Source organism: Novosphingobium sp. PhB57, assembly GCF_004342985.1.
Taxonomy (GTDB): Bacteria; Pseudomonadota; Alphaproteobacteria; order Sphingomonadales; family Sphingomonadaceae; genus Novosphingobium.
On record NZ_SMBO01000002.1, the window covers coordinates 84,111 to 97,542 of the forward strand.

General features: G+C 66.3%; 10 protein-coding genes. 8 read left to right on the forward strand and 2 right to left on the reverse strand.

The window, feature by feature from the left end; translation table 11 throughout:
* The first annotated feature begins 3 nt into the window (after positions 1–3).
* The 5 genes from EDF58_RS08080 (at position 4) to EDF58_RS08100 (ending at position 7,747) form a co-directional block, all read left to right on the forward strand.
* Complete coding sequence (locus tag EDF58_RS08080) at positions 4–684, forward strand: isochorismatase family cysteine hydrolase (RefSeq protein ID WP_243654131.1); 681 nt, start codon at positions 4–6, stop codon at positions 682–684.
* 50 nt (positions 685–734) lie between these two features.
* Positions 735–1,985 (forward strand): MFS transporter, encoded by a 1,251-nt coding sequence (locus EDF58_RS08085; RefSeq protein ID WP_132264366.1) that lies wholly within the window; start codon positions 735–737, stop codon positions 1,983–1,985.
* 29 nt (positions 1,986–2,014) lie between these two features.
* Positions 2,015–3,412, forward strand: a complete 1,398-nt coding sequence (locus tag EDF58_RS08090; protein ID WP_132265268.1) for a peptidase M20 — start codon at positions 2,015–2,017, stop codon at positions 3,410–3,412.
* Positions 3,413–3,536: 124 nt separating this feature from the next.
* Positions 3,537–5,882: an acetamidase/formamidase family protein gene (locus EDF58_RS08095; RefSeq protein WP_243654132.1), complete on the forward strand. Its 2,346-nt coding sequence runs from the start codon at positions 3,537–3,539 to the stop codon at positions 5,880–5,882.
* Between the two features lie 302 nt (positions 5,883–6,184).
* A complete protein-coding gene (locus tag EDF58_RS08100) occupies positions 6,185–7,747 on the forward strand; it encodes a DEAD/DEAH box helicase (protein WP_132264370.1) in 1,563 nt (520 codons plus the stop codon).
* A gap of 99 nt (positions 7,748–7,846) precedes the next feature.
* Here EDF58_RS08100 and EDF58_RS08105 read toward each other — a convergent pair whose 3' ends face one another.
* A complete protein-coding gene (locus EDF58_RS08105) occupies positions 7,847–9,181 on the reverse strand; it encodes a hemolysin family protein (RefSeq protein ID WP_132264372.1) in 1,335 nt (444 codons plus the stop codon).
* 221 nt (positions 9,182–9,402) lie between these two features.
* On the opposite strand from EDF58_RS08105, the gene EDF58_RS08110 reads away from it, so the two are divergent.
* The gene (locus EDF58_RS08110; RefSeq protein WP_132264374.1) at positions 9,403–10,077 is read left to right on the forward strand and encodes an OmpA family protein; all 675 of its coding nucleotides are present in this window, start codon (positions 9,403–9,405) and stop codon (positions 10,075–10,077) included.
* Between the two features lie 99 nt (positions 10,078–10,176).
* Here the strand turns inward: EDF58_RS08110 and EDF58_RS08115 are convergent, their stop codons facing one another.
* On the reverse strand, positions 10,177–10,971 hold the full coding sequence (locus tag EDF58_RS08115; RefSeq protein WP_132264376.1) for a 3'(2'),5'-bisphosphate nucleotidase CysQ: 795 nt from the start codon (positions 10,969–10,971) through the stop codon (positions 10,177–10,179).
* A 179-nt stretch (positions 10,972–11,150) separates the two neighbouring features.
* On the opposite strand from EDF58_RS08115, the gene sucC reads away from it, so the two are divergent.
* Both sucC and EDF58_RS08125 read left to right on the forward strand, forming a co-directional pair.
* Entirely contained in the window at positions 11,151–12,365 is a 1,215-nt protein-coding gene (sucC, locus tag EDF58_RS08120) for an ADP-forming succinate--CoA ligase subunit beta (protein WP_132264377.1), read from the forward strand.
* A 319-nt stretch (positions 12,366–12,684) separates the two neighbouring features.
* On the forward strand, positions 12,685–13,431 hold the full coding sequence (locus EDF58_RS08125) for an electron transfer flavoprotein subunit beta/FixA family protein (RefSeq protein WP_132264379.1): 747 nt from the start codon (positions 12,685–12,687) through the stop codon (positions 13,429–13,431).
* Position 13,432: the final 1 nt, after the last annotated feature.

Here is a 13,432-nt window from a genome sequence, read left to right on the forward strand (position 1 = left end):
TCGATGGCCCAGATCCCGCCCCAGATGCCGCACTCGTGCACCGAAGACCTGCCGCATGTCGATCCGGCCGCACTGGCGGCGATGATCGATCCTGCGAAGACGGCCCTGGTCGTCATCGACATCCAGGTCGATTTCGCGGCGCCGCACGGCCTGCTCGGCGGCTACGGCGTCGACCTCTCATCCGCCGATGCGGCGATCGACAATTGCGAGAAGCTGGTGGCGGCGGCACGCGGCGCCGGGGCCACGGTTGCGCTGATGCGCGTCGTCACCAGCGCCGAAACGGATTCGCGGGCGCTCAAGACGCTGATGGTCCGGCGCGGCCAGCCGGGCGGAGAAGCGATCTGCCGCGCCGAGGACGGCGGCGCGGACTATTACCGCATCTTCCCCCAGCCCGGTGACATCGAGATCGCCAAGCTGCTCTACGACGGTTTCCACGGCACCGACTTCGATGCGCAGCTGCGCGCGCGGGGCATCGAGACGCTGGTGATCTGCGGCCTCTCCACGGATTGCTGCGTGGACCAGACCGCGCGCTCGGCATTCCACCACGACTACGACGTGTTCCTCGTTTCCGATGCCAGCGCCGCCTACGAGCCGGGCCTTCACGAGAGTTCGCTCTCGGCGATGGAGAAGAACTGCGTCCTGCTGACCACCACCGGCGCGGTCGAGAACGCCTGGCGGGTCTGAGTCGCTTCACCGAGCCCTGCCGCCCCCATCCCAATCAGGAGCCGCCGCCCATGACCGTGACCACTCCCCCCCGCGGATCGAAGGGCGGCGTGCTGTTCGCCTGCACGCTCGGCAATTCCGTGAGCGTGACTCCGGCCGTCCACGCGGTCTTCGGGCTGTTCCTGGTGCCCTTGTCGGAGACGTTCGGCTGGAGCCGGGCGAGTATCTCGGGCGTCCTCGGCATCCTCGCCCTGGTGGGCGCGGTGACGTATCCATTGATCGGCCGTCATATCGACCGGGCCGGCGCGCGCACGACGCTGCTCGTCGGCACCTTCGGGCTGGCGCTTTCCATCGCGGCGCTGGCCCTGACCAACGGCAGCCTCTTCCAGTTCTACGCCACGTTCACCGTGCTCGCGGCCTTCGGGGCGATGGCGGGGACGCCGATCTTCCAGAAAGTGATCGCTGACTGGTTCGACGAGAATCGCGGCACCGCGCTCGGCATCAGCGCGGGCGGCGGCTGCGGGATCGGCTCGGTGGTGCTGCCGGTCATGGCGGCGGTGCTGGTGCAGACCTGGGGATGGCGTGCCGGCTACCTTGGCATCAGCGCCTTCATGCTGGTGGTGGCCCTGCCGCTGTTGTTCGTGCTGCTGCGCGATCGGGCCGCTTCGGGCGCGGCCGATACCATGCGCCTTCGCGAGGGGATGACCCTTGGCGAAGCGGCGCAGACGCCGATGTTCTGGCTGATCCTGCTGGCACTGGCGGCCGGGGCGGGCGGCACCACGGCGGTGTTCAGCCATGTCGTGCCGATCCTCTCCGACCGCGGCTTCTCGGTGGCGGCGGGCACGGCGGTCGTCAGCGTCTTCGCGCTCGTCACATCCGGCTGGCAGATCGCCACGGGACGGATCATGGACAAGATCCAGACCCCGCGCGTGGCCGTGCCGATGTATCTCATGGCCGTTGTGGGCCTGGTCCTGCTGGAAACCGCGCAAGGCATGCCGCTCCTGATCGCGGGCGGGGCGCTGCTCGGTATCGGCCTCGGCGGCCAGTTCGGCGCGCTGCCTTACTTCATCGCCCGCTATTTCGGCACCAGGCACTTCGGTTCGGTGATCGGCGCGATGTATTCGGCGGTCATCGCCGCGCAGGGGACGACGCCGATCCTGCTCGACCTGGTTTTCGACGCGCGCCATTCCTACCGCCCCGCGCTTGTCGGTGTCGGTGCCGCGCTGCTGGCAGGGGCGCTGCTGCTCATGCTGCTCCCCCGTTACGGCCGGGAGGCGGAAGGCGCGGATGCGGATGGGCCGCTTTTCGCCGCCGCGCACTGATCATACACGGAGCCCCGACTTTGGCCGACATGCCCGATCCCGTCCCGACTTTCGCCGATCCCGCCAAGGCGCCTTACGCCGTGAGCGAGGCGGAACGCGCCGCCATCGCCGCCGCCATCGACAGCGACGAGCTGGTCGAACTGGCGCTCACCCTTGGCAACATCCCCAGCCGATCGCGGGAGGAACTGGCGGCGGCCGAATTCGTCCACGCCTGGATGGCGAAGGAGGGCTTCAACCCCCGCAAAGTCGGGGCCACGCCGGAACGTCCCAATGTGATCGGCGAGTACGGCGGCTCGGTAAGGGGAGGGGGACGCGGGGCGAACCTGCTGTTTACCGCTCACCTCGACACCGAATCGCCCAGCGGCCTGCCCGAGCACGACAAGTTCCGCTACCGCGATTCCACCCTGGCCGATCCCGAGTGGACGCAGTGCTGGCTGGACGAGGACGGCCGACTTCGCGGCTATCCGATCAGCAACGATCGCGGCCCGATGTCCTGCTTCCTGATCGCCGCCAAGGCGCTGAAGAAGGCGGGGATCGGCCTTTCCGGCAAGACCTGGCTCACCGCCTGCCCGGGAGAGATCGGCCCTGAGCCGATCGAGGAGTTTTCCGGCATCGGCTGGAACGGCAAGGACATCGGCGCGCATTACCTGTTCCACCACGGCGGCGTCGCGCCGGACTATGTCATTGCCGCGGAAGGCACGGACTTCGGACTGACCTGGCAGGGCTGCGGCTATGCGCTCTATCGCGTGCGGATCTTCGGGCAGGGCGTGTTCTCCCCGATCCTCGACGCTCCCGTCGATCCCCGCGCGCATCCCAACCCGATCTACCGCCTTGGCGCGGTGATCGAGGCGCTCCACGCCTGGGGCCTGAAGTTCGAGGCCGATTCCATCATGGAAACCGCCAGCGGCGCGATCCACCCCAAGGTCCAGATCGCCTCGGTTCGCGGCGGCATGCCGATAGACTTCGGCGCGGGCACGGAAGTCTGCGCGCTCTACATCGACGTCTCGCTCAACCCGCGCCAGAAGGCGGCCGATGCCTATCACGGCATCATGGAGGCCATGCGCGGCGTGGACGTGCAGGACTTCGACGTGGAGCCCATGGTCGTGCGCCACGGATTCGAGGCGCGGCCTTCCGAAGTGGCGCCGCTGGTCGGTGCCGTGGATGCCGCCACGCGGCTGGCGCGCGGCACCGCGCTGGAGCCGGCGCACCCGGTGTTCTCCAGCATGTGGCGCGACCACAACGTGTTCAACATGCACCGGGTACCCGCCGTAACCACCGGCATGCCGCGCTGGCGGCCGACGCCGGCGGACATGGCCTCCAGCGCGCTTGTCTATGCCCTCACCATGCTGGCCGTCTGCGGCCGCGGCGAGGCGCCCGCAGCGGCGGGAGGCACCAGCGTGTACGGGAATGAGACTCCCTTCGAATAGCTCTTTCGCGCACTCTTGCCGAGGGGGGCGGCGGCCGATAGACCTTTGTCATAAAGGTCGCCAAAGCCCCCGAAATTGGTCGCCCGACAGGGAAGGGTGCCACCCGCTTCTAGGTGGTTTCCGCTTGCGTATAACGACGAATGTCTATCCCAAGGAGCAAAGGCGCGACGCCTGGCGTTTTGCGCTCAAGCGGCTTTCGCTGACGCTGGACGAGGCGGACGACGCCACCCTCTACGGCGAACTGATCCAGTTTCGCGCCAGCACCGGCATCGACTTCATCCGCGTCACCGGCACGCCCCAATCCTGGACCATCGACTTTCGCGATCGCCCTGCCACTTATTGGCTGGCCCTGGTGCTGGACGGCACCGCCACCGTGCGCGATTCCGAGCAGGAACTGCGCCTTTCCGACGGCGAGATGATCTGCGGCCGGGGCGACAGCCCGGTACACCTGTCGTTCTCGGGCGACAATCGCAGCCTGATCGTGCAGGTGCCGCACAGCGAACTCAGCGCCCGGCTTAAGACCCCGATCAGCGGCCCGCCGCGCAAGATCGCAACGGAAAGCGGCACGGCGCGGGTGTTCTCGGGCATGTTGCGCTCGCTGGCGGACACGATCTCGGACATCACCACCGACCAGGCCCGACCGATCGAGCTGGCCTTTCCCGAATTCCTCGTCACCAGCCTGCTCGACAACGCCCCCGCCAAGGCCATGGGCGGCGCCGCGGGCATGCGCGCTGCGTTGCTGGAGCGGATCTTCCAGACCATCGAGATTCGCCTCTCCGACCCCGAGCTGAGCTATCAGCAGGTCGCCGCCGAGCACGGGATTTCGCCGCGCTATCTCCAGAAGCTGTTCGAATCGATCAACGACAGCTTCGGGCACTATGTGAAAGTGCGCAGGCTCGAACGCTGCCGGCTCGACTTGCGCAGCCCGCTGCACGTCCAGAAGTCGATTTCGGACATCCTGTTCGAATGGGGTTTCAACGACAGCGCCTCGTTCTCCCGCGCTTTCCGCGAGCAGTACGGCATTTCGCCCCGCGAATACCGCAAGGCGCCGCCGCAGGAGCAGGAGGCGGTCGAGCTGCTGCGCCGCGGTCGCCCCGGCCGCAAGGAGCGGGCCGCGCGGGTCGAGACCATGGAGAGCGAGCCGGAACTGACGGGTGAGGGCGAGGAGGCCGCCGGGCTGGCGGAAGCGCCGATGGGGCCGGCGCTGCTGGGCGATACCGGCATTTCGCGCCACCATCACTTGCCCGCCACGCCCGAGACCATTCACTGGGGCTATCTCAGCAAGGACCTGAAACCCGCCCTGCACATCCGCTCGGGCGATTTCGTGACGATCGAGGCCCTGACTCACCATGCCAACGACGATCATGAGCGCATGGTGGAGGGGGATCCGGGGGTAGAGAGCGTCTACCGCTGGGACGAGACCGGCAAGGCGGTGGACCGGCGCGGGGCAGGGCCGATGGATGCCAGCGCGGTCGGCCGCGGTCCGGGCGAGGGCTTCGGCGTGCACATCTGCACCGGGCCGATCCACATCGAGGAAGCCATGCCCGGCGATCTCGTCGAAGTGCGGATACTGGACCTCAAGCCCCGCCCCAGCGGCAATCCGCGCTTTGCCGGCAAATGCTTCGGCTCCAACGCGGCCACTTATTGGGGCTTCCACTATAACGACCTGCTGACCGAGCCGAAGATGCGCGAGGTCGTGACGATCTACGAAGTGGAAGCCGCAGGAGGCCGCCTGCCGACCGCGCACGCGGTCTACTCCTATCGCTGGACGCCGCAGGTGGACCCCTCGGGCGTGACTCATGCGCGCTATGACTATCCTGGAGTCCCGGTCGATCCCGCCTCCATCGAGCGCAATTACGACGTTCTGCGCAATGTCGAGATTCCGATCCGCCCGCATTTCGGCGTGATCGCGGTGGCGCCTGCTTATAACGGCCTCGTCGATTCGGTGCCTCCGGCCAGTTTCGGCGGCAATCTCGACAATTGGCGGACCGGGCCGGGCGCGCGGGTGTTCCTGCCCGTGCAGGTGCCCGGTGCGCTGCTGTCCCTGGGTGATCCCCATGCGTCGCAGGGGGACAGCGAGCTGTGCGGCACGGCCATCGAATGCTCGATGACCGGGCTTGTCCAGGTGATCCATCACAAGGCGGCGGGGCTGATGGAGCAGCTCAGGGATGTCGACTATCCGCTGATCGAGACAGAGACCGAGTGGGTGGTGATGGGCTTCAGCCACCCGAACTACCTGAAGGAACTGGGCGACGATGCGCAGAGCGAGGTCTACAAGCAATCCTCGATCGACGCCGCCATGCGCGATGCCTTCCGCAAGGCCCGCCGTTTCCTGATGACGGCCAAGCAGCTGACCGAGGACGAGGCGATCTCGCTGTTGTCGGTCGGCGTGGACTTCGGGGTGTCGCAGATCGTCAATGGCAACTACGGCGTTCACGCGGTGATCCGCAAGGCGCTGTTCACCAGCTAAGGCCCCTGTACCGCGCTATCGGCGCGGGGCCGGGGCCGCGGTCGGGACCGGGGAAGAGGCAGTAAAGCAATTATCTTGCGTTTTCCCGAAACATGCACTAAATGCACCCCGACAACCGGCGCGTAGGGTTCTTCCCTGCCGCAATCCGTGAGCAGCGTGAGGTCCCGATGCGGACCGGCCCGGACGAGCGGTTGTCCCTTTGAACCAGCTTCCTTCTTCACGCAGGGTCGCCCGTAACGACACCTTGCTGTGTGCGCGGGCCAAGTACCTTCCGCGTGCCCCGCACCTTGTGAAAGTGACACATGTCCTATTTTTCCGAACTTGGTCTGGCCGAGCCGATCCTCCGTGCGCTCGCGGCCAAGGGCTACACCGATCCTTCGCCGATTCAGCGCCAGGCCATTCCCGCGCTTCTCGAAGGTCGTGACATCCTCGGCATCGCGCAGACCGGCACCGGCAAGACCGCCGCGTTCTCGCTGCCTTCGCTGCACCGCCTGGCGAACGACCCCAAGCCGCGCACCAATGCCGGCTGCCGCATGCTCGTGCTCTCGCCGACCCGCGAACTCGCGGCCCAGATCGCCGAGAACATGCGCGGTTATGCCAAGTTCCTGAACCTCTCGGTCCAGTGCATCTTCGGCGGCGTGCCTGCCGGCAAGCAGGCACGTGCGCTCGAGCGCGGCACCGACATTCTCGTCGCCACCCCCGGCCGCCTGCTCGACCTGATCGACAGCCGCGCCCTGACGCTGCGCCATGTCGAGATCTTCGTGCTCGACGAAGCCGACCAGATGATGGACCTCGGCTTCATCGTTCCGCTGAAGCGGGTCGCGAACCTTCTGCCCAAGCAGCGCCAGAGCCTGTTCTTCTCGGCCACCATGCCGCAGGCGATCGCCGAACTGGGCAAGCAGTTCATCAACAACCCGGTGAAGGTCGAAGTCGCCCCGCAGTCGACCACGGCCGAGCGCGTCGAGCAGTATGCCACCTTCATCAACCAGGCCGAAAAGCAGGCGCTGCTGACCATCAGCCTGCGTGACGGCCTGGCCGAAGACGCTGCCGAGAAGGCCGAGCACGGCGCGATCGACCGCGCACTGGTCTTCACCCGCACCAAGCACGGCGCCGACCGCGTGGTCCGCCATCTCGTCGCGGCCGGCATTCCTGCCGCTGCGATCCATGGTAACAAGAGCCAGGCCCAGCGCACCGCCGCGCTCGGCGGCTTCCGCCAGGGCACCGTGCGCGTGCTCGTGGCCACTGACATCGCCGCCCGCGGCATCGACGTCAGCGGCGTGAGCCACGTCTACAACTTCGAAATCCCGAACGTTGCCGAACAGTACGTCCACCGCATCGGCCGCACCGCGCGCGCCGGCGCCGATGGCGTTGCGATCAGCTACGTCGCGCCGGACGAGAAGCCCTATATCCGCGACATCGAGAAGCTGACCCGCGTCAAGCTGGCCGCTCTCAGCCTGCCCGAGGACTTCCAGAAGCAGGCTGCGCGCCTTCCCGCGCCCTCGCGCCAGGCTCCGGCCGCGCCGCAGGGCAACGGTCGTGGTCGTCCGGGCGAAGGCCGCCGCGACGGTGGCCGTGGTGGCAACCGCAGCCAGCAGCCGCGCGGTGACCGCCGCGACCGTCCGCATGGTGATCGTCCGCATGGTGATCGTCCGCATGGTGACCGCCCCCAGGGCGACCGTCCCCAGGGCGAACGTACCGAGCGCCGCGGTGACGAGCGTCGCCGCGACGATCGTCCGCGCAGCGATGCACCGCGTGGCGATCGCCGCGAGCATGGTGGCGAGGAAGGCGAGCGCAAGCGCAGCTTCCGTCCGCGTGGCGGCAAAACCGTCGGCACGCACAAGGGTGCCGTCCGCCGCGCCAGCTGATCCGCGAATGAAAAAGGCCGGCCCCCATGCGATGACATGGGGGCCGGCCTTTCAATTCATCGAAAAGGGCCCCCTGCCTTTGGCACGGGGCCCTTTTCCTTATGCCTCTCCGGCAATTCCATCGGCGCCGCCATCTTCGTCGATGCGGGAGACGAGTATCTTGTCGATCTTCAGGCCGTCCATGTCGACGACCTCGAAGCGCCAGCCGCGGTCGGCGAAGAACTCGCCCTCGCGCGGGACTTTCTTGAGCGCGGCCAGGATGTAGCCGGCGGCGGTCGCATATTCGCGGTCGTCGGGCAGGGTCATGGCCAGGCGGTCGGCCAGGGCGTCGGCCGGCATCGCGCCGGAAACGAGCAACGAACCGTCCTCGCGCTCCACGACCATCGGCTCGTCGCCCTCGTCCTGGTGGCCCACGAATGTACCGGCGAGCGCGGCCAGCATGTCGGAGGTGGTGACCAGGCCTTCGAGATGGCCGTATTCGTCATGGACCACCGCCATCGTCACTTCCGCCAGCTGCAGCTTGCGCAGGGCGTCCATGGCGTCGAGCTGGTCCGGAATCACCTCGGCCTTTTTCATCATCGCGGCAATCGCGACCGGGCGCCCCTCGACGAGCGCGGCCAGGGCCTCGCGCACCTTGAGGATACCCACGATATTGTCGGGCGATCCTTCCTCGGCCACCGGCAGCATCGAATGCGGCGAGGATTCGATCTTGGCGCGCAGCGCTTCCTCGCTGGCGTTGACGTCGATCCAGTCGATCTGGTTGCGCGGCGTCATCAGTTCGCGAACCGGCCGTTCGGCCAGGCGCATGACGCCGGTCATCATCGCGCGCTCTTCCTCCTCGATCACGCCCGAACGGGTCGCTTCGGCGAAGATCATCTGGAGTTCCTCGGCGGTGAGCTGTTCCTGGCCGCCGCCGCGGATGGAGAAGAGGCGCAGGATCAGGCCCGAGGACTTGTCCAGCAGCCACACGAAGGGCGCCATGATCCGGGCCAGCCAGGCCATGGGCCGGGCCATGACGATGGCGACCGGCTCGGCCATGCGCAGCGCCAGCTGCTTGGGCACCAGTTCGCCCACGACGAGGCTGGCGAACGTGGTGGCGATGATGACCAGGGTGAAGCCGGCTTCGCCCGCGAAGCGCGCCGGAACGCCCATCGCGGCAAGCCGTTCGCCCACCGGACCGCCCAGGCTGGCACCCGAATAGGCGCCGGCGATGATGCCGATCAGGGTGATGCCGATCTGAACGGTGCTGAGGAACTTGCCGGGGTCCGCCGCCAGTTCGAGCGCGGTGCGCGCGGCGCCGCTGCCCTTGTCGGCGGAGACTTTCAGCCGCGCGGAGCGTGCGGACACGATGGCCAGCTCGGACATGGAAAACAGGCCGTTGAGCAGGATCAGGCCGGCGATGATGAGGAGGTCGGTCCAGGGAAATGGTGTCACAGTACCTCAGCGCTAGCAGAAATCGCCGCAAGTGCGAAGCGCGTGTTGCGCTTGGACATAATCGTCACGGGCGGGAAACACCGCTTGGACAGAAACGATGGAACCGACGCGGGCGGGAACCCAAGCGGACAGTGATCGTTTCGCCGGGATCAGCCATCTGTTATTCATGTGCACTATAACACAGACGTGCCTGGAAGTGTTTCTGAACAGGAGGGAAGACCATGAAGAAATCACGCCTGATGACCTCCGCCCTTGCCGCGCTTTCGCTTGTCGCGGTTTCGGCTTGCGTCACCGATCCGAACACGGGTGAGAAGAAGGTGTCGCGCACGGCCATCGGCGGCGCTGGCGGCGCCGGCCTCGGCTACCTCCTGGGCAGCGTGATCGGCGGCAAGACCGCCCGCATCGTCGGTGCCGGCATCGGCGGCGTGGCCGGCGGTGTCGTCGGCTACCAGATGGACAAGCAGATCAAGGAACTGAAGGAAGACACCGCCGGTTCGGGCATCGACGTCACCCAGGAGGGAGACGGCATCCTGGTGAACCTGCCGGACGTGACTTTCGCGGTCAATTCCACCGAGATCAGCCCCTCGTTCCAGGCCGCGCTCGACAACGTGGCGCAGAGCATGACGAAGTATCCGGACAGCCTGATCGACGTTTACGGCCACACCGATTCGACCGGGTCCGACACCTACAACCTCGATTTGTCCAAGCGCCGCGCCGATTCGGTGGCACGCTACCTGATCATGCGCCGCGTGGCCTCTTCGCGCATCCAGACCCAGGGCATGGGCAAGAACTACCCCGTGGCGGACAACACCACCCCGGAAGGACGCGCCAAGAATCGCCGCGTCGAAATCAAGATCACGCCGGTCACGCAGGACGAAGCTGCCGCCGCGCACTGATAAGGGATTTCCGCGAAAGCGGGATCGGGGAAGGGGTCGGCCGCAAGGTCCGGCCCCTTTTTACATGCGGGCGCCCGGCACCGGCTCCGGCCTGAAAGACTACGCCGAGTAGCGACGCGCGCGGTCGGCCAGCCGCTCCACCGCCGCCTCGTGAATCGCCGGAGAGCTTACCATCACCCCGAAAGCGCGAGGGTCGTGCTTGTTGTAGTTGAGCGGCTTGCCGAAAGCGTCAGTGACGGAGGCCCCCGCTTCGCGCGCGATCAGCCCGGCGGCGGCGATGTCCCATTCGTAGCCCCATCGCAGGGTCGTCAGGAGATCCGCCTCGTCGGCCGCGACCATGGCCATGCGCAGGGCGATGGAGTTCGGCTGGTCCACCAGGACGAGATCGGCATCCTCCGGTGCCAGCTTCTTTGCCGGAACCCGCGCACCGGCCAGGGCTGCGCGGTGGCTGGCCCGCAGGCGTTCGCCGTTTCGCCAGCTTCCCTTGCCGGCCTCGCCGTACCAGAACTCGCCCCCGGCCTCGCGCGCCCGGGCCGGTGCATGGAGCAAGCCGATCAGCGGGCGCCGCGTATTGACCAGCGCCACGGACACCGCCCAACCGGTGCGACCGGCGATGAAATCGCGGGTCCCGTCGATCGGGTCCACCAGCCAGACAAGCTCGTGCCCCTGTCGTGCCGGCGAATCCACCGTCTCTTCCGAGAGCCACCCGGCCGAGGGCAGCAGGCCGGACAATTCCCGCTTGAGGAAGGAATCCACCTCGATGTCGGCGACGCTCACCGGGCTGCCGGGGGTTTTTTCCCAATGTTCCAGGACGTGGCCGTCGCCGGGCCAGCCGGCCATGGCGATCCGGCCCGCTTCACGGACAATGGCTTCCAGTCTGTCGCGATCGATCATGCGCGAGTCGTTCTCGTTATTCGGGCGATCTGAGTGCTCGCGCGATCCCATTGCGCAGGGAACGGGACTTTTCAAGCGCGCAGGGATGTGCTTATGCGGCCGGGATCAAGTTCGGGGTCCCTCCCGCGCTTTTGGACAACTCCTTTCCTCGGACACTCCAGCAGAAAGCGATTTCAGCGATGAACATTCACGAATACCAGGCGAAGGAACTGCTCGCGAAGTACGGCGTCGGCATTCCGGCCGGCATTGCCGCCCTCACCGTCGAGGAAGCGGTTGCAGCTGCCAAGCAGCTCCCCGGACCGCTCTATGTCGTGAAAGCCCAGATTCATGCCGGCGGCCGCGGCAAGGGCAAGTTCAAGGAACTCGGCGCCGACGCCAAGGGCGGCGTGCGTCTTGCCAAGTCGGTCGAGGAAGTCGAAGCCTTCGCCCAGGAAATGCTCGGCAACACCCTCGTCACCGTGCAGACGGGTGATGCCGGCAAGCAGGTGAACCGCCTTTACGTCACCGACGGCGTCGACATCGCCAGCGAATACTACCTCTCGATGGTCGTCGACCGCGCTTCCAGCCGCGTCGCCATGATCGTCTCGACCGAAGGCGGCATGGATATCGAGGATGTTGCTCACAACACCCCCGAGAAGATCACCACCGTCACCATCGACACCGCCGCCGGCTTCCAGCCGCACCACGGCCGCGCCGTTGCCTTCGCTCTCAAGCTGACCGGCGACCTCAACAAGCAGGCGCAGAAGATCGCCAAGCAGCTTTACGAGGCCTTCGTCGCGCTTGACTGCGACATGCTCGAAATCAACCCGCTGGTGGAAACCAAGCCAGATTCTTCCGGGGCCGCCAACCTGCTCGTCCTCGACACCAAGATGAGCTTCGATTCGAACGCGCTCTACCGTCACCCCGACGTGCAGGCCCTGCGCGACGAGACCGAGGAAGATCCGGCGGAAGTCGAAGCCTCGAAGTACGACCTGGCCTACATCAAGCTCGATGGCGACATCGGCTGCATGGTCAACGGTGCCGGCCTCGCCATGGCGACGATGGACATCATCAAGCTCAATGGTTCGTTCCCGGCCAACTTCCTTGACGTTGGCGGCGGCGCCACCAAGGAAAAGGTGACCGCGGCGTTCAAGATCATTCTGCGCGATCCGAACGTGAAGGGCATCCTTGTCAACATCTTCGGCGGCATCATGAAGTGCGACGTCATCGCCGACGGCATCGTTGCCGCCGCGAAGGAAGTGAACCTCTCGGTTCCCCTCGTCGTTCGCCTCGAAGGCACCAACGTCCAGCAGGGCAAGGACATCCTGGCCAACTCGGGCCTGCCGATCGTCCCCGCCAACGATCTGGGCGATGCCGCCAAGAAGATCGTGGCAGAGGTCAAGAACGTCGCCTGACAGGGCCCCGTTTCTTGGATCTTGCACGATCCCGTGATGGATAATGCAGCGGCGGGGGTTTCCGGACCCCCGCCGTTTGCGTTTGAAGCGCGCAGGAAGCCGGCCTTTTCGGCTTCATAGTAATTCTGGGCCTCCGATTTCTGCCGGGGCGATGCGCAATCTCGCGGATTTGCGATATGGCGCGCTTTGTAGCCCACGCTGGGCTCATCTCGCTGCGGCAGGTCTTGACGCTTACGTCAATTGCCTATTAGGCGGGCCTTGAGTGGATTTAATCGAGCGGCTAAACACGCCGTGCCTGAAACTGAGAGGACCCGATCAGATGAAGATCCTCGTGCCCGTAAAGCGGGTGATCGACTATAACGTGAAGCCCCGCGTGAAGGCGGATGGCACGGGTGTTGACCTGGCCAACGTGAAGATGAGCATGAACCCGTTCGACGAGATCGCGGTGGAAGAAGCCATCCGCATCAAGGAAGCGGGCAAGGCGGAAGAGATCGTCGCCGTCTCGGTCGGCCCGGCCAAGGCGCAGGATACGCTGCGCACCGCGCTCGCGATGGGCGCCGACCGCGCGATCCTGATCGAGACCGATACGGAAGTGGAGCCGCTGGCCGTCGCCAAGATCCTCAAGGCGATCGTCGCCGAAGAGAATCCCGGCCTCGTGATCCTGGGCAAGCAGGCGATCGACGACGATTCGAACCAGACCGGCCAGATGATCGCCGCGCTGCTGGGCCGCCCGCAGGGCACTTTCGCCAGCAAGGTCGAGATTGAGGGCGATCACGTTGCCGTGACCCGCGAAGTCGATGGCGGTCTGGAGACCGTGAAGCTGTCGCTGCCCGCGATCGTCACCACCGACCTGCGTCTCAACGAGCCGCGCTACGCTTCGCTGCCCAACATCATGAAGGCGAAGAAGAAGCCGCTCGATGTGAAGACCGCCGCCGACTACGGCGTCGACATCGCCCCGCGCCTCAAGACCCTGAAGGTCTCGGAGCCGCCGGTGCGTGTCGCCGGCGTCAAGGTCGCCGATGTCGACGCGCTGGTCACGAAGCTCAAGGAACTGGGAGTCGCCTAAG

Coding starts and splice junctions, on each gene's coding strand:
- EDF58_RS08080 (WP_243654131.1), top strand. CDS start 4: ATGGCCCAGATCCCGCCCCAGATGCCGCACTCGTGCACCGAAGACCTG.
- EDF58_RS08085 (WP_132264366.1), top strand. CDS start 735: ATGACCGTGACCACTCCCCCCCGCGGATCGAAGGGCGGCGTGCTGTTC.
- EDF58_RS08090 (WP_132265268.1), top strand. CDS start 2,015: ATGCCCGATCCCGTCCCGACTTTCGCCGATCCCGCCAAGGCGCCTTAC.
- EDF58_RS08100 (WP_132264370.1), top strand. CDS start 6,185: ATGTCCTATTTTTCCGAACTTGGTCTGGCCGAGCCGATCCTCCGTGCG.
- EDF58_RS08110 (WP_132264374.1), top strand. CDS start 9,403: ATGAAGAAATCACGCCTGATGACCTCCGCCCTTGCCGCGCTTTCGCTT.
- EDF58_RS08115 (WP_132264376.1), bottom strand. CDS start 10,971: ATGATCGATCGCGACAGACTGGAAGCCATTGTCCGTGAAGCGGGCCGG.
- sucC (WP_132264377.1), top strand. CDS start 11,151: ATGAACATTCACGAATACCAGGCGAAGGAACTGCTCGCGAAGTACGGC.
- EDF58_RS08125 (WP_132264379.1), top strand. CDS start 12,685: ATGAAGATCCTCGTGCCCGTAAAGCGGGTGATCGACTATAACGTGAAG.